This is a genomic window from Verrucomicrobiota bacterium (assembly GCA_039192515.1).
Taxonomy (GTDB): domain Bacteria; phylum Verrucomicrobiota; class Verrucomicrobiia; order Methylacidiphilales; family JBCCWR01; genus JBCCWR01.
This window is the reverse complement of the sequence record JBCCXA010000008.1, coordinates 31,167-53,804: the sequence shown is the minus strand read 5'-3', so window position 1 is coordinate 53,804 and position 22,638 is coordinate 31,167. Positions and strand designations below refer to the sequence as shown.

Here is a 22,638-nt window from a genome sequence, read left to right as displayed (position 1 = left end):
ATTTATGTTTAAAGGAACTTACACAGCATTAGTGACACCATTCAAAGATGGAATGATTGACGCTTCAGCATTTAGAGAGTTAATCTGCAAGCAAATTGAGGCCTCAGTAGAGGGTATAGTGCCAGTTGGTACAACAGGGGAATCTCCTACACTTTCGGAAGAAGAGCATTTGCGAGTAATCGAGCTTGCCGTACGTGAGGCCGATAAAAAAATTCAAGTCGTAGCTGGAACAGGCGCTAACTCAACAAAGGAAGCTATTGCTCTTACTAGCGGTGCTGAGTCTATGGGTGTTGATGCCTGCCTATTGGTTGCACCGTATTACAATAAGCCCAGCCAGGAGGGACTTTATAAGCACTTCATGGCGATTGCCGAAAGTGTTGAAATCCCTTTGGTCCTCTACTCAATCCCTGGTCGCTGTGGTATTTCAATTGGAGAAGAAACTGTTGCTCGCTTGGCTCAAGATGCCGACAACATTGTGGCAATTAAGGAAGCTGGTGGAACGGTAGATCGAGTAAGTTCTTTGCGGCAAGTGCTACCAGAAGACTTCATTATTCTATCTGGAGACGATGGTTTGACCCTACCGTTCATTAGTGTCGGTGCTAGTGGTGTGATCAGTGTGGCGTCTAATCTGATTCCTGATCGTGTTAAGAAAATGGTGGACTTGGCACTCAGCGGCAACTTCAAGGAAGCAGAACTAGAACACCGCAAATTATACGGCTTTTTTACAACCTTATTTGTAGAAACAAATCCTGTGCCCATTAAAGCAGCTTTGGCCGCTAAGGGCTTAATCTCTGAGGATGTTAGATTACCCTTAGTAGGTTTGAGTGATCAGAGCGAAAAAAAGCTACGGACTGTTCTTAAAACGGTTTTGTAAATAAAAAGAAATATTATGAAGACAAAGATTGTGGTGATAGGTTCTAAGGGGCGCATGGGAATAGCTATTATCCGTTTGCTTGGGCTAGATCCCGAAGCTGAAGTAGTAGGGGCTATCGATGAGGGAGATGACTTAGATGAGGTCTTACCAGGTTGTGATGCTGTTATCGATTTTAGTCATCATTCTGTCTCATTAGAAGTAGCCCGGAAGACTACTGAGCAAAGCAAGGCTCTCGTTATTGGAACAACCGGACATGCTACTGAAGTTAAAGAACGAGTTTTAGCCTTGGGCCAAAAAGTGCCTATGATTTTTGCTCCAAACTATTCGGTTGGAGTTAACACATTGTTTTATATCACGCGCAAAACAGCCGAGATTTTATCGCGAGGCTTTGACCAAGAGATTGTTGAGATGCACCATCATTTTAAGAAGGATTCGCCAAGTGGAACGGCTGCGAAGTTATTGGAGATTCTTTGTGACGTTAAGGGTAAATCAGTGGATGAATTAGCTCGTTATGGCCGAGAAGGTGAACCAGGTGCTCGCACCAAGAATGAGATTGGCGTTCATGCTCTGCGAGGGGGTGATGTTGTGGGGGATCATACGGTGATCTTTGCTGCCACGGGTGAACGCGTGGAACTAACTCACAAAGCTAGTAGTCGTGATACTTTTGCAGGAGGTGCTATTCGAGCAGCTAAGTTTTTGCAGGGCAAACCACCGGGTGTTTACGATATGTTTGATGTACTAGGCCTTAAGTAAAATGCGAGTAGGCATAGCTCTGGGTGCTAATTTAGGGGATAAGTTGATGACGCTCAATAGGGCTGTAGACTATCTAAGAACTATGGATAATCATCTAGTTCTATCTAGTTGGTATAGCAGCCGTCCATTGGATTGCCCTGCAAACTCACCGGACTTTATCAATGGAGTATTAGAAATGGGCTATCAAGGAGATCTCTATGATTTATTGAACGAACTCCAAGCTTTGGAGATTGAAGCTGGCAGAGCAGAGATAAGAGACAGAAATGCACCTCGGCCACTAGATCTTGATATTCTTTATGCTGATAATCAGATTATAAACTCAGAGCGTTTGACATTACCCCATCCTCGAGCTGCCGAACGGTTATTTGTTCTACAGCCTCTCTCAGAGATTGTTCCAGATCGAGTATTGCCAGGAGGTGATGAGTCTATTTCGAAATTATGTGAAATTCTAAAGGAACAGAACAAGGAGATGGTGTGCCAAAAACTAAAGAGTTAATGACTTGCGATAAGGTTCGTCACTGGTCAAGTGAGAATCCTATATTGGCGCTTACGGCTTATGACTACCCCATGGCCAGGATTTTGGATGAAGCCGGCACAGATATCCTTCATGTGGGTGATTCCTTAGGTATGGTGATAATGGGTGATGAAGATACAACTCAGGTAACGATGGAGCAGATGTGTTACCACACCAAGGCAGTGTCTAAAGCGCGTCAACGGGCTTTGATAACGGCTGACTTGCCCTATGGCTCATATGATACTCCAAGAGATGCAGTGCGGTGTGCTAAGAAATTATTAGAGGCTGGCGCAGATGCTGTGAAATTAGAAGGTGGTGATGAAATTAAGGAACAGATTATAGCGCTTAGGTCAGAGGGTATTGAGATTCAAGGACACTTAGGTTTACTTCCACAAAGGATTAAAGAAGAAGGCCGCTATAGACGTAAAGGCGTTACTTCAGAACAGGTTGAACAAATGAAGAGAGATGCGGAACTTTTAGTTCAGTTAGGTGTTTTTTCGATCGTCTTAGAAGCAGTCGTTCATGAGGTAGCTAATGAAATTACATCCTTAATATCAGTTCCAACTATTGGTATTGGTTCAGGAAGCCAAACGACGGGACAAATACATGTCATTCATGATGTCTTAGGACTCTTTCCTTGGTTTGTTCCCCCATTTGTGAAACAAGAGGCAAAACTAGCCGACGAAATTTTTAAAGCTATCGATCGCTTGAAAAAAAGCCTGTAATTTAGCCTAAACAAAGCGTATGTTAAGAACACATGCTCGCCAATAGGACTACTCCTAGGATTTATATTGCCGCCACAAGGCAAGATGTGGGTAAAACGACAACCTCCATTGGGCTGGTTGGGGCTCTAAAAAAGAGGTTGACTAGGATTGGTTATATCAAACCTGTTGGTCAGAGATTTGTGGAAATAGATGGACATAAAGTAGATGAAGATTCTGTTCTTATAGGACAGACGTATGCTGTTGAGTTGCCCATCCAAGCCATGAGCCCTATAGCAATAGGTCCTGGTGTGACAAAGCACTACATTGATGGTCATATTGGTGACAACATGGATGAGAAAGTCCAGGAGGCTTTCTGTCGTGTCGCATGGGAGCATGATTTTGTCGTCATTGAAGGAACTGGGCATGCTGGCGTTGGTTCGGTATTAGACCTCTCTAATGCTCATGTTGCAAAAATTTTAGAGAGTAAAGTTGTCATTGTATGTCCTGCGGGTATCGGTCGCTCTGTTGATGAAATTGAGCTTAATGCAGCTTTATTTGAAAAGCACGATGTGGAAGTTGCTGGCGTGATAGTCAACAAAGTGTTGCCAGACAAAGTAGATTATTTGCGGCCATACTTGGAGAAAGCTTTCCACAAGATGGGCTATCCTTTGTTAGGAATTATTCCGTTAAACCAGGATTTACCAAAGCCTACGTTGAACCAAGTCAGCCAGGAATTAAAGGGAGAGTTTGTTGCAGGAGAACACCTCAAGACCAGGTGGGTAGATCGAGTTATGATTGGTGCAGCATCTTCTCGCAACGCAGACATCTATTTCAACTCGGGAACCCTGATCATCACGGCAGGCGATCGTGAAGACCTTATCTTGACGATTATGGAGGCGTATGAGGGGGATCCAGCTATGGATATTTCTGGAGTAGTTCTGACTCAAGGTTTTTTGCCACAACCAGGATTGCTTAAAATTATGAGGGAGAGACCTATTCCATTTATCAGTGTTCCCTACGACAGTTATACGGCAGCATCCCGTATTAATAATATGACTGTCAAGACGGAGCTAGGGAATGAGACCAAAATCCGCCTCATTCAAGATATGATAGAGAAGCACGTTGATCTAGATAGGATGATCAAGGCTGCTAACCTAAAGGATTAGCCCATGAAGCTTAACATACTGCTATCTTTTTCTACGGCGTGAACGCGAGCTACTTTTAGCTCTTGGGCTTTTATCAAGCAGCGCAGTGTAGGTGTAGCAGAAATTTGCGATCTTTTTCTTTTCTACCGATTTTCCTATGTAGTGTTCAATGCTTCTGACTTGGTCTAAATCTTCGCCTGTTATTAAAGTAAGAGCGTCACCAGTGGCAGCAGCGCGGCCTGTTCGTCCAATCCGATGAACGTAATCTTCAGGATTTTGTGGGATATCGAAATTGATGACGTGTGTGACGGTGCTGATATCGAGCCCACGAGCTGCAATATCCGTAGCTACTAAGACTTCTGCTTTACCAGCTTTAAATTCTTGCAAGGCCTTGGTGCGCTGAGATTGTGAGCGATCAGAGTGTAGAACGGCTACAGTATGACCATGCGTATCGAGCCAACTACTAATTTTGTCGGTTTCCGCTTTTGTGCGACAGAAGACAATCACACTTTCATAGTGACTTTGTTCGAGCAGTTCTAGGAGTAGCTCAAATTTCTGGTCTCTTGCAACGGGGTAGAATGCGTGAGCAACTGTTTCAGCAGGTGATTGGCGATGTCCAATAATAATCTTTTCTGGATTCACCATAGCCCAGCTCGCAAGGGACTCGATCGCTTGGGCTACGGTTGCTGAAAAGAGTAAAGTTTGTCGTTTATCTGGGCAGTAATTGATGATGCGTCGAATATCAGGGATGAAGCCCATGTCGAGCATACGATCAGCTTCGTCTATCACAAGCATTTCAAGGCAGTTGAAGTTGAGTTGTTTCTGTTGCAAGTGATCTAAAAGGCGTCCTGGAGTCGCGATGACCACATCAGGGTTTTGAGAAAGAGATTTTTTTTGATTTTCGTATTTTACTCCTCCGTGCAATAGAGTGATGTGCATGTCAGTAAAGTGGGAAAGGTCTTGGCATACTTCAAAAACTTGGGCAGCTAATTCACGCGTTGGCTCCACAATCAAGGCTCTTAGCTTCCCAGTGTTTTTCAGCTTGGAGAGCATAGGTAAGACAAAAGCAGCGGTCTTGCCTGTGCCAGTTTGAGCAGAGCCTATGATGTCTACCCCTGCAAGAATTCGTGGGATCGCCTCTGCTTGGATGGGGGTTGGATCTATGTAGCGTAATCGCTGCGCCCCATGGACGATTTTTTCTTCTAAGCCGAATTCTTGAAATGACATAAAGATCTGATTTATGCAGATAGTACTGCAGAGTGCAATGAGATATATCTGATATTAAGGTTTGGTTACCAAATCTAAGGGCTAGACCTTTGTTTTAAAGTACTCGATGGTCTTTTCTAAACCCTCCTGCAAAGGAACCGTGGGCTCCCAATCTAAAATTTCCTTTGCGCGGGTAATATCGGGCTGGCGTTGTTTAGGGTCATCCTGAGGGAGAGGTTCATAAATGATTTTGCTCTTGCTGCCGGTGGCATTAATGATTCGTTCTGCAAATTCTCTAATAGTAAGTTCAGTTGGATTTCCGATATTCACAGGTTCTGCGAAGTCTGATTGTGAGAGGCGGTAAATACCTTCAATGAGGTCTGATACAAAGCAGAAGCTGCGGGTTTGAGATCCGTCTCCAAAGACTGTGATATCCTCATCTTTTAGGGCTTGTCCAATAAAGGCGGGAACAACTCTACCATCTTTGAGGCGCATGCGAGGACCGTACGTATTAAAAATACGCACAATGCGTGTTTCAACCCCGTGTGAGCGGTTATAGGCCATGGTCATGGCTTCTGCAAAGCGCTTGGCTTCGTCATATACTCCTCTTGGGCCAACCGGATTTACATTACCCCAATAGCTTTCTTTCTGAGGATGCTCTAGTGGATCTCCATAGCATTCTGAAGTCGATGCTAAGAGAAGGCGTGCTTTTTTTGCTTTGGCTAGTCCAAGAGCCTTATGCGTTCCAAGTGAACCCACCTTGAGGGTTTGAATAGGCAACTCAAGGTAGTCAATGGGACTTGCTGGAGAGGCAAAATGAAAAATAAAATCGATGTCTTCAGGTAGATATAAGTACTCGGTGACATCTTGCTTGATGAATTTAAACTGCTTATTACCTGCTAAATGTTCAATATTTGCGACATTGCCGGTAATAAAGTTATCGATCCCGATAACTCGATGTCCTTTAGAGAGTAGTTTGTCACATAGATGAGATCCTAGAAAGCCTGCTGCTCCTGTTACGACTGTGGTTGACATGATGCTATGTTTCTACCGTCGAGAAAGAGCGCGGCAAGCTCAAAGTCACATAGAGTCATTTAACTATTTTGTGCCTTATTTCTGAGATGGTGATCTAGTAAGACGAGATTAGTCATTGCTTCCACCATGGGAACCGCTCTTGGAAGAACACAAGGATCATGTCTGCCCCTAGCTTTAAGAGAGGCATTTTTCCCGCTTTTAGAGACAGTCTTCTGAGATTGGATGATGGTGGCGGTTGGTTTGAAGGCGATGCGAAAGATAATATTTTCACCATTGCTGATACCGCCTTGCACGCCGCCACTATCATTTTTAATTGTAGTGACCTTGCCTTTTCTGATACGGAATGGGTCGTTATGTTCTGAGCCCAACATATTTGTGCAATGAAATCCTGAGCCCACTTCAAAGCCTTTTGTCGCAGGGAGTGACAGCATAGCCTTAGCGAGGTCAGCTTCTAGCCGATCAAAGACCGGCATACCTAAACCAATTGGCGCATGGCGGATGACACACTCGATGATTCCTCCTAGGGAGTCTCCCTTTGCTCTTGTTTTTTCAATGAGTTTGATAACTCGTTCGGCATCCGTTTTATCTGGCCAACGCACGATGTTGGATTCCACTTCTTTGAATTGAACTTTATTTGGATCAACTTTGGCTTCAAGTTTGTGGATTTGCTTTACATAAGTCACAATCTCTAGCTTGGGTAGTTGTCTTTTAAAAACCTGCTTGGCAACAGCAGCAGCTGCCACTCGACCAATGGTTTCTCTTGCAGAGGAGCGCCCTCCACCGTGTGGATTACGAATGCCAAATTTTTCTTGATAAGTGTAATCTGCGTGAGAGGGGCGATAGAGAGTCTCCATTTCAGAGTAAGCTTCTGGCCTAGCATCTTTGTTTTTGACCATTACTGAGATAGGGGTTCCAGTGGTTTTACCTTCAAAGACACCTGAGAGAATTTCGCATTGATCCGCCTCCTTCCTTGGTGTAACAATTTTGCTTTGTCCTGGGCGACGGCGATCTAGGTCGATTTGGATGATCTTTTCGTTCAGGGGTATCAATGGTGGGCAGCCATCTATAACGACGCCAACGCCTCCGCCGTGCGATTCTCCCCAGTTTGTGATGCGAAATAGTTTTCCAAAGGAATTGCCCATAAGCTAAATATGATGCTCAATGTTTGGAAAACTCTAAAGGAAAATTTTCAGAACTAGGCTATGTCGAAAAAACACATTGTATTGGTTGGATTAATGGGATCCGGGAAAAGTGTTATAGGTCGTTACTTGGCGAGATCTTTGCAGCTTGCTTTTACTGATACGGATGAAGTCATAGTTGATCGGGAAGCCATGAGCATCCCTGAAATATTTGAGAAAGCTGGAGAAGAAGGCTTTCGCAAGGTTGAGTCCGAAGTGATTGCCAATGTGGTGTTAAGTAAACCACGTGTGATTGCTACCGGGGGAGGAGTTGTGACACAGCCTAAAAACCTTGAGTATCTAAGAGATTCAGGGCGAATATATTACTTAAAGGCCTCGGTGAATTGCTTGGCTGAGAGGATTCAACAAGATCACAATAGACCCTTACTGAAGAATGCAGATCCATATGAGGTCCTGCAAAAATTACTGGTTGAGCGCTCTTCTTTATACGAAGAAGCAGATAAGATTATAAAAGTAGATGGAAAAACCGTTGAAGAGATCTCCAACAGTATCGCCCAAGATTTTAGCCAAACAAGTTAAGGCTTTGGCAAAGGATTTAGGCTTTGATGTTTGTGGAATAGCTGAGGCCAAGCCTTTCCCCAAACAAAACTATTTTTTTTCATGGTTAGAACAGGGAATGGCTGCGGGTATGGAATGGTTGAAAAGGAATCCCGAGCGCCGTTTAAATCCTCGCTTGGTCTTGCCTGGAACCAAACGGGTAGTTGTCTTGGGAACTAATTATTACCAACCGCAACCCGGACATCGAGGAAAGATAGCTACATACGCTTTGGGCAAAGATTATCATGATCTCCTTCCCAAGCGCGTTCGTCAATTAAGTGATCAAATGAATGAGTGGGGCGGTGAGCAGCGTTGTTATACAGATACAGGTCCAGTCATGGAAAAGGCGCTTAGCGCGATGACTTCAGTTGGTTGGCAGGGTAAGAGCACCATGCTCATTCATCGTAAACACGGGGCCTGGCTCTTTTTATCAGTGATTTTGACTACACTGGAACTTGAGTTTGATGAACCAGAGAAGGACCACTGTGGAAATTGCACACGCTGTATGGACGCGTGTCCAACAGATGCAATAACGACGAACAGGCCTTACCAACTAGATGCGAGGCGTTGCATAGCTTACCTAACCATTGAACATAAAGGGATTATCCCCGTAGAATTTCGCAAAGCAATTGGAGATCATCTCTTTGGTTGCGACGATTGTTTGGATGTCTGTCCCTGGAATCGCTGGGCTCAAGAAACAAGAGAGGCAGGCTTTAAGCCTATAGATAGGCCAGATTTAAGAGTGATGTTACATTGGGACGATGCCACATTCCGTAATGCTTTTAGGGGAACGCCAGTCTTTCGCTTAAAGAGGGATCGTTGGATTAGAAATCTATGCGTCGTGTTAGGTAATATTGGTGATCAAGAAGATCTTTGGGCACTGCGTGAAGTTCTCAAAAGAGAAAAGAATGAGGTGATTTTAGATCATGCGACTTGGGCTGTAGACCAACTAGAGAAAAAATTCGGATTGGCGCCGGCATAGACACCTGCCCTTTAGGGAAGTTCTTCCTTATCCGAAGACTTCTTAGCTCTACTACTAATTGTTCCTGGAGTTGGAAGGGGTTTGTCGGATTTGAGAATTTCGTCTTCTGATGGGGCATCGACCGTGTCTCCTCCCCAAAAGACACGCCAGGGCTTTTGTTGTAAAGTAGAGGTCAGTGCCTTGGCATTGGTGGTTATCACTTTGAGATTCTTAGAAACCACATTCATATCAGTCATAAGTTCATCTAGTTCAGCTAAGCTTGTGGTCAAACGATCTCCATTATCTTCCATAAAAAGATTGAGCCTGACGGTAAGTTCTTTGGCTTGTTCAAGCGTTGCTTGCCCATCTTTAACTAATTGAGCTATGTAATCAGGAAGATCTGGATGTTTCTCATTTAAGTCAGTAAGAATCTTATTCACTGCGGCCATTGTATCCATGCCGGCAGAGGTAAGCTCTTCAAAGCTAGCGGCTGGTGTGCCTGCTAATACGATGTCATTCGGCAGGACTTTTTCGTCTGGGGGGCCTGGATTAAGGTTGATGAATTTTTCCGCTAGCACAGTATCTGCCGCCATCTCTGCCCTTGTACCCAGGGTTAGTGGGGGGCAATCTTCTTCTAATGTGAGCACCACTCGAATAGCTGCTCGATCATTTGAAGGATCTCCATCATCCAGACGAGCTTGGCGTTCCTCTAAAGTAAGAGGATAGATGTCACTGACATAACCAACAGGAGCCCCGCTATAACGAACGGAGGAATGAACTTTAATACCAATCACAGATGGGAAATCGACCAGAACCGTTTTTCCGGGCCTTGTTAGGCGAGTTTTGGTCAAGGCATGAGTAAGCGCAGCCAAAAGTACGAGGCTACAGGCAATCACAACCCCTGCTATAATGTAATTAGCTAAATTATTTTTTTTCATAGGATTTATTCTTCTAGAGCATCTTTTAAGTTTCTTCGCCTACTAGGCGTTTGATATAAGCATCTTTCGAAAGTTTTAGTGGGATAGGTCCGTCAGGTTCTCCTTTAATAAATTGTTGAAGAAATGGGTGTGGATTATTTCGTATTTCTTCAGGTGTGCCATAGGCGACTACTTTACCCTGTAAATCGCCTGTGCCAAGCATGAGCATATGGGTAGCAATTCGAAAGCAGCTAGTCATGTCATGTGAGACCACCATAGCAGTCATGCCCATATTCCGAGTGAGTTGTAATGTTAACTCATCTACCACAGCAGTCATAACTGGGTCTAAGCCAGAGGTAGGTTCGTCGCTAAAAAGAAGCTCTGGGTCTAGAGCTACTGCTCGAGCGAGACCTACTCTCTTTCTCATCCCTCCAGAAATTTCAGAAGGCATGAGATCTTCAAAACCAGTTAGGCCGACGAGTTCTAGCTTCATTTTAACGACAAGGTCGATAATAGAAGAGTCTACATCACTATGTTCCATCAGGGGCAGAGCGACATTTTGGCCAACAGTCAAGGACTGCATGAGAGCTCCAAATTGGAAATTCATCCCAAAGCGTTTGCGCATCTTATTGAGTTCAAATTCATTCATGTCTGTTATTTCTTGTCCAAAGAGTTTAACGGATCCAGAGGTAGGCTTGAGCGAACCGATGACATGGCGTAGTAGAGTGCTCTTTCCGCATCCAGAGCCTCCCATAATGATAAGAGTGTCTCCGCGATAGATTTTGAAGCTAATCCCATTGAGAACGGTACGATCACCGAACTTCCTAACAAGATCCTTTACCTCGACAATTGGTTCCCCTTTATCTTTTGCGGGGTCTTTACTCTTGGGAGGGGCTTCACTCATGGCTCGTGTCTTGTGTTACAACAGGTAAAAGAAAATTCCAGTTAGAATGGCATTAGCAACTAACATAGCTAGCAAGGAGTATACCACGGAGTTCGTCGTAGCTTTACCCACGCCTGCGGCTCCGCCTTTGACCTCAAGTCCAGCGTTACAAGCTATGGTGATAATGAGCCAGGCAAAAACAAAGGCCTTTATGATGCCAGCATACAGGTCCCAGTTTGTTGCGCGATCAACCGAGTGGATGATATAGATGGCTACTGACATATCTAGGGTCAACCAGCAAATTAACCAGGCACCAAACATTGCGACAAAGTCTCCTAATATGGTCAGCACTGGTAGCATGATGACCATGGCAATGATGCGCGGGATAATGAGATAACGCACTGGATTGATCCCCATTACACTTAATGCTTCTATCTCTTCGGAGACCTTCATAGTACCCAGTTCAGCGGTGACCGCAGAACCGCTCCTACCGATCACAATTACTGCTATCAGCACTGGTCCCAGTTCACGCAAGAGCGTGAGCGAGACAAGGTCGGGAACGTATTCAGCAGCCCCAAGCTTCATGAGCTCCTTAGCAGATTGCATGGCTAGGGTGAGTCCTACACTAAAACCCGTTAGACTCGCCATAGTTAATGCCTCCACGCCGATCTTAACCATCTGCTCGATGCAGGCATGAATGCTGAACATGTAGCCCTTTAATGGGGCAATAAAAAGCCAATAAAGGATGCGAAAGGTGAGTTGGAAATAGGCCTTGATCACAAATTTATTCTAATCACCAACCGATAGACAACAAACGGACTGGCCCAAGCTTGTTGTTGCGGTTCTTATGTTTTGAGCAATTGTAACGCATCATCTACTGATTCTTTGATTGAAAAAATTTCACCCAGGCGAACCAGTTCGAAGACACTTTTAACCCTTTGGGACATCCCTGCCATGGCTATTTTTCCAGAATATTTACGTGATCCTTGGTAATATTCCACAAAAGTGGCTAAACCTGAGGAGTCAATGTAGTTAACTTGAGTAAAATCAATCAGAAGATTAGCGCATTTTTCTTTAACCAATCCACGCAGTAGATCCCTTAGTTTGGGCGAAAAATTAAGATCAATATCTCCCTTAATAGTGAGGACAAGTACCCCATCTTGGTCTTTTTGGACAACTTCCATCTCTAAAAAGGGTTAGCAACCTTGGTATAGGCAGACAAATAAAAAAATGAAAACATCGACAAAAATATTATAAATCCCCCTTTAAAAGGGAATGCACGAGTTGCATTTTTTGATTTGTTAAATGCTAAACGGGATTCTCCAACTAAATCTCCCACTTGAACCCGTATGATGTCATACAAGTTCAACGAGATGCATAAAAGCTTGAGCCGCAGAGAAAAGAGAGTCGACAAAGATCTATCAGGAAGGGGATTCCTCCAGGAGATTTGATGTTGTTTGGGGTCAAGATCTTGCACGGATCTTTAAGTCTCTATGGCATCATTCGCGTTAGAAATAGCTTTTGCACTTGTGAGTAAGATGTCGATGTGCCTTGCATCGACTAGGAGGGTCTGCTAATCCATAAATATGAGCAAAGAGACACAAGATAAATTAGTATCCGATTTCAAAGACGTTATTGCGGATGTGGAAGTTTACTTCAAAGAAACTGCGGGTGAATTAAGCGAGAAAGCTAAAGTAGTTCGTGAGGATCTTTCCAAAAAACTAGATGTGACCAAAATAAAACTTGATGAAACCGAGAAAGTTCTCAGGGAACAAGCTGTTGCAACTGCAAAAGAAACAGACAAGGTGATCCGTGAGCATCCGTATGAATCTATTGGCGTTGCCTTTGGTGTTGGAGTACTATTAGGAGTTATTCTAAATCGCAAATAGTCTCAAATATGGAAGATGAGACCTTCAAGCCTGGTCTTTTTGGACGAACAAAGAGACTGGCCGGCAACTTCGTTGAAGCAATACAGACGAGGCTTGAGCTTTTCGCTTTGGAATATCGCGAAGAGCGGACGCGCCTGGTCATTTTGATAGTCATGGCATTGACCGCTTTTTTGCTATTTAGCTTGGGTGTCATTGTTTTCACCTTTGCGATAGCATTTGCCTTCGAGGAAAGTTACCGTGTGCTGGCGATGTGCATCATGGGCGCATTGTATTTTCTCTTAGCGGTCATCGTCGCGTTTTGTCTTAAGTCTTATCTAGAGAAGCATGGCTCTGCCTTTGACCAAACTGTTGAACAGCTTAAGAAAGATGCTCAGTGCTTAAAGAGTTGAATCATTTGCAGCAGCAGAAGCAAGGGCTTGTTCTGAGCTGCTCTTCCCAGCGTCTTCAAATCCAGGAGGATTTAGAGAGGCTGGAAATTGTCTCGGACAAGCTAGAATCAGGGGTTAGAGTAGCCTCTGCTGCGGCTACAAAATTGCGCTGGGTTCTGCCATTACTTCCGCTAGGCGGAGCTCTATCGCTTCTTAGTAGGAAGAAAAGCATCAACTTAGATATGGTTGACCAAGCCAAGCAACCATCATCTAGGAAGCACTCTACAAAGAAATTTGGTAAAATGGGGAGTTTTCTTTGGAAAGCGCTACGTCCCGGAGGTTATGGTTGGGCACTTTATAAAGTTCTAAAATCAGTGCGGTCATGAAACGCAGCGACTTTTCTCCAGCGGAGCGGTTGATTCTCTAATGATTAAGTCTGTGGGAACAAGGATCTTAACCGGAAATTGTGGGCTTTGTAGCTCGTTCAAAAGGTAGTTTGCCGCTATCTGTCCCATTTTTCTTCCATGAATATTAATCGTAGTCATTGCTGGCTGAAGCACGTGGCAATAGTGGCTATTGGCATAGCCCGTCACACTGATGTCTTCTGGTATCTTCAATCCTGAGCGCTTGAATTCTGAAACCAGATCAAAGGCTTCACGGTCACTGGCACAAATGACCGCTGTAGGCCTTGTATCCATGTTTTTTATATCAGCAATCGCTTTGCTAGCCAGAGTGGGATTATAAGGTTCTTCAAAGATTATTTTTGCATGGTAATCCAAGCCGGCAAGCCGCATGGATTGTTCAAAAGCGCGCATACGAAGGATAAATCCCTCGTTTTCTCTGAGATCGGATCCATAAAAAAAAATTCTCTTATGATTATTCTCCATGAGATGGGAGACCATTTTTTCGACTCCTCTGCGGTTATCTGAACTCACAGAACCAATATCCTGCTGATTGACGGTGGCATTACTTAAAATGACCGCAGGGATATTGGCCTGAGTAATGTATTCGCGAATAGGGGATTCAGTATGACTGGCAAAGACAAAACCGCTTACGCCTCTGTCCCATAATTGTTGGACCTGTACCATTTTATCTTCTATGCCTTTGAAGGAATTGGAAACACGTATGTGGTAGCCTGCGGTAGACATGATGTCATTCACTCCCATTAGCCAGTCTTGGAAGACGCTGCTCCAGCTTTCAAATAGGTCTATGTTGACAAAAAAACCCACTTCTCCCGCTATGCTCTCGCTAGGGTTTGCATTATAGTGGTAGCCAAGTAAATCTTGGCTTGGTTTGATAACATTGGCTTTTTCTAGGTCCTCAAGGGCCAGGCTTATCGAATTCTTAGGTAATCTTAGAAGCCGAGTGAGTTCATCTAAAGCAGGGATCTTTTCTGGGAAATATCGGCAGCGCCCAAGGACTTTTATGACATCTCTGGCTCGCTCTCGGTTGTCAAAAGTGATCTTTACAGTATGCTTACGTAAATCCTTGCTCATCTATTTGGCCGATTCTTCCCAAATCGAGACGTCGTTTCCAAAAGAATCAAAGATCGCCTCGAAAAAGATGCTATTACGACTATAGATCCTATAGAGTAAATGTTTCAATCAATCTTTTTTGTTTGCCAATGATGCTCAAAAAAATTAGGTTTTGTAATTCACATTAACTCGGGTTGTGCAATAGAAGCTCAAGCAATTCTCGTATAATCTGGGTTCAATACAGGCGCCGGTCGTTTAGTGGTAGGACTCCAGCCTTCCAAGCTGGTAGCGTGAGTTCGATTCTCACTCGGCGCACCATTTATTTTTATGGGTTAAATGGGTAAGTGTAACACGAGTGTAACAAGACGCTTCTAAATTCACTCCATTTTAGCTACAAAATAGCCAATCCTATAGATCTCCTTAACTTGGGCTTCTCTCTTTAAATTTAAATCGCTCTTATGTATTTTTAATCTTGATAGAGGAGATTGAAATCAAAGCATACTCAAAAAGTAAGTATAAAGATATGTAGGAGCTTTATGTTGTGAGACTGCTATTTAACTCCCTTGAAAAGGTCTTCCCAAGGACAACGCAATGCATTGCGTATATCAACGAGAAGGGTAAATGAAGGCGACACGATGCCCCTCTCAATCTTTTGGTAATGTCTTAAATGAACATTGGCTAGCTCTGATGTTTGGAGCTGAGTTAATTTTTTGGCGTACCTTACCTTAGCGATGTTTTTTCCAAGTTTTTGAATGCGGTCAAGTTTAGCCATGCAGCAATATATGGTTCCCAATAAATGCCAAATCAAAAACGCCATATATTGCTACATTTTAATGTTGAGTTATTTATTGAATCAGTATAAATAGAACTGAAATGAAAGAAAAACTAGGAACCTTTAGGAATTTTACGATTAGGTTTATTGACCACGTGAAGAAGTTCACTGTTTCGAACCCTCGTAGGGTAGAGATCGCAAGTCTTTATTTTGAAAATCTTCGCCAGAATATAAAGCTCACCATCATCAACCGAACGCTCTTTTTTCTCTATTTTCTCAATGACCTTATAATCAATATCCCATCCACACGCCCCGCACTTTGCCGCAAGTTCATTTCTCGTCAGTATATGTTGCTTGCGGAGTTTTTGAAGTTGAGGACCAATAAGGTTTCTTTTGGTACGCGCAGCAAAGATCATTATTGCTTGACTCTAAAGGAGCCGTTAATTACAAATGCCCTGCTAGAAGTCGTTATGTAATTTGCCATAATTACCATTTCAAGCCAAATGGTGACGCATTAATGAAAAAAATTTTAATGATTGAAGACAATGACACGCTAAGAAAGCTACTTGGTACTGTTGTGGAAGGTTTGGGTGGGATAACTGTTTACGGGGAGGAAACGTGTCAATCGGCCTGGGAAGCTATTTGTCGAGGGGAGTATAGGAATCTTGATTTCATCATTATGGATATTTACACCCCGGGGGTCACTGAAGAGCAAAAAGAATTCAATGGCAAAGTTTTGTTGAAAAGAATGAGAGAAAAAGAGGGGTTTAAGACAATCCCGATAATTACCATGAGTAGTTGGCCAGAAACAAGTTTAGAGCAGGAGCTACTCTGGTTGGGAGCTAGTTCACACATCGAAAAAGCATCATCCCTGATCGTAGATAATCTCTCTTTAGAAGTAAGAAAAATACTGGCTAATAACAGCATCAGGCAAAAAGCAGGTATTCGTAAGCAAGAATAATTTTGTCAAGTTATGCAAATATTAGTTGTTCATCCACAAAGTAGTAAATTGAGGCAAATGACCATCGTGCTTGAGTCGATGGGGCACCAGGTTTACAGCACCTCTGATATGGTTTATGGAGATGAGATTCTTAAGCAAGTTGAAATTGAAGCCATTTTGGGTTGGAAAGATTTCAAGAAGCTCAAAGGTGAGTATCAGGATAAATATTTGACTTTCCTTACGAACGAGATCAATTGTGAGACTATTCGTAAAAAACTAAAGGAGGAACGAGGAACTTTGGAATAGCCATAAAATTGAAGATTTGATGGCTGGGTCAGTAGATGTCTTAGGGTCTGTTGTAAAATTTTTTTAGAAATAGGAGAAAGAAGAATATCTCACCAGTGACTAGAATAAGTCACAAATCTCTTTCAAGAAAACCATCACATGCAGAATTTTTAGAATCAGAAATGGGTCAATCTAAGTCGCTTAAAACAAGTAGGATAAGATTAAAGAGAATTTGTGCCTGGTTAGAATTTTAACATTCTCGCCAATAACATATGGCTCAAAAATACATCTAACATTTCTGTAGGAACAAGATTTCTTATAGGAAATTATGAACATTTTACGTTTTAATGAACTTGACAGTATCTGCTTATTTTATAGAACACACAGCTTAAAGATTAACTACCAAAACCAATGAAAAAGATGAGAGCAAAGAGAGAAATGAGCTTAGGCCTATCAATGTGGCTAATTCTGCTGGCATTAAACATGTTCATAACCTCTGCATCTGCACAAGTATTGCAGTATGAGTTTGAAGAAGGCACGGGGTTAACCACCAGCGATTTAAGCGGAAATGGCTACACCGGCCATCTCATGGGGGGAGCAGCTTTTTCCTCCGGAACGCACTCGAGTAGCGGGGGCATCTTATTCGATGGGAACAATGACTATGTGGCCATGGACAATCTTTTCTACCAAGGGACTAACTATGCGGCCTTTTCTGTGAGCTTCTGGTTGAAGACCACCGATAAAAGCAACCAAGTGATTGCCTCCTTTGACCGGGATGAGTATTGGCGAGTGGAGATTAATGGGTCAAGTGCCGGTCAAGGAGATGTGGGCTTTGCCGTAGCCACTACTTCGGGAGCTGTTGAGATCATAGGAGGAACCACTCGTATCGATAACGGGTTATGGCATCACATTGTCACGGTTTTTGATAATGGTGTGCTCAGTCTTTACATTGATGGAGTTTTAAATAGAACCAAAACAGTTGCCGGCACCACTTTTGGAACAGGCTCCACACGCTATGGATTTATCGGGGTGGGGTCTGAGGCAGATGTCTATGATGGAATCAAAAGCCCGACCGATTATTTCAATGGCAGTCTCGATGACTTCCGGATCTATAACATGGGGCTGACTCAGACCGAAGTGCAAGCCCTTTATGATCAAAAACTAGCCGATGGGCTCGATGTTGATGAAGACGGTTTGGATGATCTATGGGAGTATCAATACTTGCTGGATCTCAGTCAGGGGCCTGCTGATGACTTTGATTTGGATGGGTTGAATAACCTCAATGAATTTACCAATGGAACCGATCCGAGCTATGATCACGCCCAGAGAAGTGATCCCAAGCTCTTTAGCACGGTTCTAAGCAACCTCAGTGACAGCTGGCAAAGTGTTAGCTTACCGGAGAGCTATGATAGCATGGTGGTGGTGGCCACTCCGGTTTATACCAGCAGTGAAGAACCCGCTGTGGTGCGGGTGCGCAATGCGGTAGGCAATAGCTTGGAGATCAAACTACAGAGCCCGGGAGATCTTAGTACGGTAGACTCCCTTTCGGTTCATGTCATGGTAGTAGAAGAAGGTTCCTATGTGAGTGACCTGCACGGAGTGAGTTTCGAGGCGGTGAAACTCACCTCTTCCATAACCGACTCCAAAAATAATTGGGTGGGAGAACCCTATATACCGCAGGATTACTATGCTAACCCTGTGGTATTGGGACAAGTAATGAGTGAGAATGACCCACTGTGGTCGGTGTTCTGGGCTCGTGGAAAAAAACGATCAAATCCTCCACTAGCGGACGTCATCTATGTGGGTAAACACGTGGCCAGTGATAGCATAAAGACCAGGGCCAATGAAACCTTGGGAGTGCTCATCTTTGAAGAAGGTCTCTGGGAGATCAATGGAGTAGAGATTTTAGCAGGGTTAGGCACAGACTCCGTCCGAGATCTCTCCAAGCTTAGTAGCTACCCTATCAGCGGAATCACGGGTGCTCAACTAGCCGTGCTGAGTTCGGCAGCCATGGATGTCAATGAGGGAGGATGGCCCGTGCTGATTGCACCCAATGAACTGAACACCACCCAGGTGACTCTGGGGATTGATGAAGATAAGATTGCCGACAATGAACGGAACCACGGCACCGAACAAGTGGCTTACTTGATAATGGAAAGCAATTCTGGTAACAGCACCCCCCCGTGGTTGGGTGCTTCGCATACTTTACCAGGGGTTATCGAAGCCGAGGATTATGACATAGGGGCTAATGGAGTGGCTTACTTCGATTCCACCCCCGGAAACAATGGAAACCAATATCGTAATGATGATGTAGATATCGAAGTCACCTCGGATACCGGAGGGGGTTATAATTTGGCTTGGGTGACCGCAGGCGAATATCTAAGCTACAGCGTGGATGTCACCCAAGCCGCGGCTTACAACATTACGGCTCGGGTGGCTACTGGTATAACCAGCCTGCGCAACTTTCATATTGAAATAGATGGGGTGAATGTGGGCAACATGTCTTTGCTTAGAAAAAATTCCAAGAAGGGATGGCAGAACTGGACAGATGTCACCTTAGAAAATGTTCAGCTTACTCCAGGAGAGAAGGAAGTGCGCTTTGTCTTCGATAATGGAAGACTCAATTTAAACAAACTCACCTTTTCCGTGGCGTCTGAAGATACAGAAGATGATGGAATGGACGATGACGGCCATGGCGATATGGATGACGATGACGGCCATGGCGATATGGATGACGATGACGGCCATGGCGATATGGATGACGATGACGGTCATGGCGATATGGATGACGATGATGGCCACGGTGGGCATGGCCACTTTACCAGTATAACAAGTGTTTCCGATAACATTAATGACTTTGCTACTCATGCTGCCATGCAAAATGGTGATTGGAATGATCCTAACACGTGGATGATGGGACATATACCAGATGAGGGTGCGATTGTACATATTCATCACGGTGTTGATGTTACATATAGTTCAAACAATGCTAACACACATATTTTTTATATTCATGTTGATGGAAACTTCAATGTTACCTCAGACAGTGGCACATCACGTCTGCAAGTAGATACTATCGTAACAACTCCTGGATCTGAATTAAACATTGATGGTAGTTCTGGCAATCTATTAGATATTGTAATTAGTCCTTACAACAGCAATAAAATCAATGGACTAAAAGACCGCAAATATACTGCTAATGGGGAAAAAGTAAATGATGGTCATGGTGTTCTTGGCAGATATCAATGGGATCCGGAGCAAATGTCACTGGGCATAGTAACTGAAGGGAAAGTTGATATTAAAGGAAGAAAAAAAATCGGCCATTTAGAGATGTCTGAAACCGGACAAGATGGTGATGACTTTATATATATCGATATATCAAAATATAACTTAAATAATACTTCAAATTTAGCTGATATTCAAAATGAAATAGGTTGGAGTTTAGGCGACATAATTGTAGTTGGCGGTACAGAATATTATCGACCAGATGATCAAAAAACCTATGACGAGCAAACAGCCATTTCTTCCCTGGACATACTTGACGGAAAGCTAGTTGTCGGTCTTGAAGATAAATTAAAATATGACCATAAAGTCACCGAGCTAGACACTGATTCAGATGGGTCGCTCGAAACTAGATTATCTCCAACAGTAATAAATTTAAGTAAGAATGTTCAAATTCGTTCAGAAGTCTCAACTAATACGGATGGAAATGGCTATGTTGACTCAGTTGAAATGAAAGTCATCACGCAAAATGGCCATACTATGTTTATGCATACAACTGACGTTTCAATACAGGACGTAAATTTCGCGGGCTTAGGACGAACTGACAAATCTATACCAATTGATGACATTGATATAGAAGGTCATGCTGAAGATCCTATCGATATTACTAATCATCGTGGCCGATATTCTCTTCATTTACACATGAATGGTTTTATGGAATCTGGCGATAAAAATCTTGATGATGACATAGGTTATGGCGGCGCATATCTATCTGGCAATCTAGTCTGGGGATCACCTGGGTGGGGAATGACGCATCATGCAGGTCTTGCCACTCTGACTGATAATGTAACTTATGATGTTTTCGGAGCTGGTTTTGTATCGGAAACTGGTGATGAAATGGGTGCTTGGGACAATAACGTAGCGATGAAAATGATTGGTACTAGTAAGCCTGCTGATGAAAGATCTACTGTCGGAAATCAAGATTTTGGTAACACCGGAGTAGGTTTTTGGTTTGAATCAAGAATGATTGAAGTGACTAATAATAAATCAATCAGTTCGGACTCAGCTCCCTTTTTTGTCGATGGTAGTGGTGGCCAAAGCGCGACCATAAATATTGAAGATCTACCAGATTTTCTTCTACCATACGCCAATGCGCTAGACCGATCTGGTGGTCTGGATGGAATGGTTGCAGCCAGGGACATACCAGTGTTTCGGTTTGACAATAATATGGCAACTGCAACGCATACTGGTATTTGGGTTGAAGAGGGGGCCGGTATGGTTGGAAGAGATATTGGAGCATTAGAACATGACATAAGAAGTATCTATACTAATCATCAATCCTATAACATAGAAAGGTCAGGATTCTTTGTCGTAAATACTTCACAAGTTACAGCTATTGATACAATTGTCAGCGGTACCTATCCAGAAGATGGCGTTGGTAGTGGAATTACTGGTCATGCCGGGCAAGCATTTGCAGGAGGAGCCTATCAACAAGCATACGAAGTAGCCTTAAATGGCGTTTACCTTGATAATTTCGGCGCTGGAGCTAAGTCATTTAACAAGGTTTACTTTTCAACAGACCCCATCCAGCATCAGGGCAGCTCTGTTATGGATCATACGTTTGTCAATCTAAGCATTTCAGATACGACAATCGACCGACTAGACAGGCCGATATCACATGATGTTGTACTCGGTGAAACATCTGATTTATTTTCTACTACCTATCATGGTAATCGTAGTACTACTAAATTAAGGTCTGCTCCTGATTTTACAGACAATGACGGTAGTAATGTTGTGGAGAATCGATTTACGGTAATTTTGGGTTCTCAAAGCAATACATTAGCGTATTCTGCGACTAGGAGTAACGATTTATTATTGGAGAAAGTAAAGGTAACAGATGAAAATTATATTTTCGATAGTGATGAAGTTAAAACCGGTAATGTTGATCCTGAGTCCTACGTGACTGGTATTTGGGGAGTTAAAATAGATTCAGCTGGCGCGACTTACGCTCCTTTCATTGATCACCATCAAGATGGTCACGATTTTGATAATATTGGTAAAGAGTTATCTATGGTGTTAACCGTTTCTGACCTAGAATATCTCGTGAATAAGAATGGAATGGTTGAAATGAACGGAGAGCGTTTTGTTGTCATGGAGGAGTATTTCTCTGACCGCCTAACCGGTATGGTTGAAACCGTTCACTATGTCATACGCCTCAATGGTGGTTATTGGAATCAATTTGAAACTTCTGTTGAAGTTAATTCACTGACATTTGGTTACGCTAAAGATAACATTGGTAATGCCAGTATTACTATGAACAACGTGACATACAGTGAAAATGAAAAATTCCTCGGTACAAATAAGGACGATTTGATTTTTGCTCAATTTGGAGATGACGTTGTTAATGGTGGGAGTGGTGACGATATCCTCTACGGCGGTTTTGGTGATGACAAACTGAATGGTGGTAAAGGTAATGATATTCTTATTGCCGGTGGTGGCTCTGACGTATTAGATGGCGGACCCGGCACAGATACAGCTGTTATGCAGGGTCGTATCGATGATTACATTATTACGCAGTTAAACTCAAAATCTTATACTATCTCGAGTAGCTTATGGCTTGATGGTGAGAATATCCTTAAAAATATTGAATATATTCAATTTAATGGTGACACCTTGCTGACTGATCCATCGAACAGTCTTGGCTTATAGGAGTTATTTCGATGATAAACCAAAGTCAGAGTTGGAACATGAGCCAATACTAGATCCACAACCTGAACCAGTAGTCACAGAGATATTATATTTTATCGATGATGCTGATACCGACAAAAACATCTTCGAGGTTAAAAACGACGATGTTTCAGATGGCATGCCACCAGGCTCATATAGTGAGAGCATAGAAATTATGACAAGCCTACTTTTGGAGCGTGTTTCTGTTCCGGTCAATATAACTGTACTTGAT

23 protein-coding genes and 1 tRNA gene are annotated in these 22,638 nt (G+C 43.2%); 14 read left to right on the top strand and 10 right to left on the bottom strand.

The window, feature by feature from the left end; all coding sequences use genetic code 11:
- The first annotated feature begins 4 nt into the window (after positions 1-4).
- The 5 genes from dapA to AAGA18_05380 are packed head-to-tail and all read left to right on the top strand — an operon-like array spanning position 5 to position 4,011.
- Positions 5-874: a 4-hydroxy-tetrahydrodipicolinate synthase gene (dapA, locus tag AAGA18_05400; protein ID MEM9444771.1), complete on the top strand. Its 870-nt coding sequence runs from the start codon at positions 5-7 to the stop codon at positions 872-874.
- Positions 875-889: 15 nt separating this feature from the next.
- Positions 890-1,627: a 4-hydroxy-tetrahydrodipicolinate reductase gene (dapB, locus tag AAGA18_05395; protein MEM9444770.1), complete on the top strand. Its 738-nt coding sequence runs from the start codon at positions 890-892 to the stop codon at positions 1,625-1,627.
- Position 1,628: 1 nt separating this feature from the next.
- Positions 1,629-2,123, top strand: a complete 495-nt coding sequence (folK, locus tag AAGA18_05390; protein ID MEM9444769.1) for a 2-amino-4-hydroxy-6-hydroxymethyldihydropteridine diphosphokinase — start codon at positions 1,629-1,631, stop codon at positions 2,121-2,123.
- Positions 2,102-2,866 (top strand): 3-methyl-2-oxobutanoate hydroxymethyltransferase, encoded by a 765-nt coding sequence (gene panB / locus AAGA18_05385; protein ID MEM9444768.1) that lies wholly within the window; start codon positions 2,102-2,104, stop codon positions 2,864-2,866. Before folK ends, panB begins: the two co-directional genes overlap by 22 nt.
- Positions 2,867-2,898: 32 nt before the next feature.
- The gene (locus AAGA18_05380) at positions 2,899-4,011 is read left to right on the top strand and encodes an AAA family ATPase (GenBank protein MEM9444767.1); all 1,113 of its coding nucleotides are present in this window, start codon (positions 2,899-2,901) and stop codon (positions 4,009-4,011) included.
- Between the two features lie 21 nt (positions 4,012-4,032).
- Here AAGA18_05380 and AAGA18_05375 read toward each other — a convergent pair whose 3' ends face one another.
- The 3 genes from AAGA18_05375 to aroC all read right to left on the bottom strand — a co-directional run bounded on the left by AAGA18_05375 (position 4,033) and on the right by aroC (position 7,373).
- Positions 4,033-5,217 (bottom strand): DEAD/DEAH box helicase, encoded by a 1,185-nt coding sequence (locus AAGA18_05375; protein MEM9444766.1) that lies wholly within the window; start codon positions 5,215-5,217, stop codon positions 4,033-4,035.
- Between the two features lie 81 nt (positions 5,218-5,298).
- On the bottom strand, positions 5,299-6,231 hold the full coding sequence (locus AAGA18_05370; GenBank protein MEM9444765.1) for a UDP-glucuronic acid decarboxylase family protein: 933 nt from the start codon (positions 6,229-6,231) through the stop codon (positions 5,299-5,301).
- A gap of 59 nt (positions 6,232-6,290) precedes the next feature.
- Positions 6,291-7,373, bottom strand: a complete 1,083-nt coding sequence (gene aroC, locus AAGA18_05365) for a chorismate synthase (GenBank protein MEM9444764.1) — start codon at positions 7,371-7,373, stop codon at positions 6,291-6,293.
- 60 nt (positions 7,374-7,433) lie between these two features.
- On the opposite strand from aroC, the gene AAGA18_05360 reads away from it, so the two are divergent.
- Together AAGA18_05360 and queG are read left to right on the top strand one after the other, a co-directional pair.
- Positions 7,434-7,949, top strand: coding sequence for a shikimate kinase (locus tag AAGA18_05360; protein MEM9444763.1), 516 nt, complete (start codon positions 7,434-7,436; stop codon positions 7,947-7,949).
- The gene (gene queG, locus AAGA18_05355; GenBank protein ID MEM9444762.1) at positions 7,888-8,949 is read left to right on the top strand and encodes a tRNA epoxyqueuosine(34) reductase QueG; all 1,062 of its coding nucleotides are present in this window, start codon (positions 7,888-7,890) and stop codon (positions 8,947-8,949) included. Before AAGA18_05360 ends, queG begins: the two co-directional genes overlap by 62 nt.
- A gap of 11 nt (positions 8,950-8,960) precedes the next feature.
- Here the strand turns inward: queG and AAGA18_05350 are convergent, their stop codons facing one another.
- The 4 genes from AAGA18_05350 to AAGA18_05335 all read right to left on the bottom strand — a co-directional run bounded on the left by AAGA18_05350 (position 8,961) and on the right by AAGA18_05335 (position 11,912).
- Positions 8,961-9,866, bottom strand: coding sequence for an MlaD family protein (locus AAGA18_05350; protein ID MEM9444761.1), 906 nt, complete (start codon positions 9,864-9,866; stop codon positions 8,961-8,963).
- 25 nt (positions 9,867-9,891) lie between these two features.
- Complete coding sequence (locus AAGA18_05345) at positions 9,892-10,749, bottom strand: ABC transporter ATP-binding protein (protein ID MEM9444760.1); 858 nt, start codon at positions 10,747-10,749, stop codon at positions 9,892-9,894.
- 15 nt (positions 10,750-10,764) lie between these two features.
- Positions 10,765-11,508: an ABC transporter permease gene (locus AAGA18_05340; GenBank protein MEM9444759.1), complete on the bottom strand. Its 744-nt coding sequence runs from the start codon at positions 11,506-11,508 to the stop codon at positions 10,765-10,767.
- A 65-nt stretch (positions 11,509-11,573) separates the two neighbouring features.
- Positions 11,574-11,912 carry an STAS domain-containing protein gene (locus AAGA18_05335; protein MEM9444758.1) on the bottom strand — a complete coding sequence of 113 codons (339 nt, stop codon included), beginning with the start codon at positions 11,910-11,912 and terminating at the stop codon, positions 11,574-11,576.
- Between the two features lie 402 nt (positions 11,913-12,314).
- Here AAGA18_05335 and AAGA18_05330 point away from each other — a divergent pair, with 402 nt between their 5' ends.
- From AAGA18_05330 to AAGA18_05320, 3 genes are read left to right on the top strand one after another with little or no spacing between them, the layout of a single operon-like run.
- Positions 12,315-12,617 (top strand): DUF883 domain-containing protein, encoded by a 303-nt coding sequence (locus AAGA18_05330; protein ID MEM9444757.1) that lies wholly within the window; start codon positions 12,315-12,317, stop codon positions 12,615-12,617.
- An 8-nt stretch (positions 12,618-12,625) separates the two neighbouring features.
- The gene (locus AAGA18_05325) at positions 12,626-13,006 is read left to right on the top strand and encodes a phage holin family protein (GenBank protein ID MEM9444756.1); all 381 of its coding nucleotides are present in this window, start codon (positions 12,626-12,628) and stop codon (positions 13,004-13,006) included.
- Positions 12,991-13,371, top strand: coding sequence for a hypothetical protein (locus AAGA18_05320; protein ID MEM9444755.1), 381 nt, complete (start codon positions 12,991-12,993; stop codon positions 13,369-13,371). Before AAGA18_05325 ends, AAGA18_05320 begins: the two co-directional genes overlap by 16 nt.
- Here AAGA18_05320 and AAGA18_05315 read toward each other — a convergent pair.
- A complete protein-coding gene (locus AAGA18_05315) occupies positions 13,366-14,481 on the bottom strand; it encodes a substrate-binding domain-containing protein (GenBank protein ID MEM9444754.1) in 1,116 nt (371 codons plus the stop codon). The genes AAGA18_05320 and AAGA18_05315 overlap by 6 nt on opposite strands.
- Positions 14,482-14,704: 223 nt before the next feature.
- Between AAGA18_05315 and AAGA18_05310 the strand changes: the two genes are divergently transcribed.
- A tRNA-Gly gene (locus tag AAGA18_05310) sits at positions 14,705-14,778 on the top strand.
- Positions 14,779-15,010: 232 nt separating this feature from the next.
- Here the strand turns inward: AAGA18_05310 and AAGA18_05305 are convergent.
- Together AAGA18_05305 and AAGA18_05300 are read right to left on the bottom strand one after the other, a co-directional pair.
- Positions 15,011-15,232, bottom strand: coding sequence for a helix-turn-helix transcriptional regulator (locus tag AAGA18_05305; GenBank protein MEM9444753.1), 222 nt, complete (start codon positions 15,230-15,232; stop codon positions 15,011-15,013).
- A gap of 113 nt (positions 15,233-15,345) precedes the next feature.
- Positions 15,346-15,648, bottom strand: coding sequence for a helix-turn-helix transcriptional regulator (locus tag AAGA18_05300; protein MEM9444752.1), 303 nt, complete (start codon positions 15,646-15,648; stop codon positions 15,346-15,348).
- 101 nt (positions 15,649-15,749) lie between these two features.
- On the opposite strand from AAGA18_05300, the gene AAGA18_05295 reads away from it, so the two are divergent.
- From AAGA18_05295 to AAGA18_05285, 3 genes are all read left to right on the top strand, one after another.
- Positions 15,750-16,193 (top strand): response regulator, encoded by a 444-nt coding sequence (locus AAGA18_05295; protein MEM9444751.1) that lies wholly within the window; start codon positions 15,750-15,752, stop codon positions 16,191-16,193.
- A gap of 12 nt (positions 16,194-16,205) precedes the next feature.
- Positions 16,206-16,478, top strand: coding sequence for a hypothetical protein (locus AAGA18_05290; protein ID MEM9444750.1), 273 nt, complete (start codon positions 16,206-16,208; stop codon positions 16,476-16,478).
- A gap of 390 nt (positions 16,479-16,868) precedes the next feature.
- On the top strand, positions 16,869-22,388 hold the full coding sequence (locus tag AAGA18_05285) for a LamG-like jellyroll fold domain-containing protein (GenBank protein MEM9444749.1): 5,520 nt from the start codon (positions 16,869-16,871) through the stop codon (positions 22,386-22,388).
- Positions 22,389-22,638: the final 250 nt, after the last annotated feature.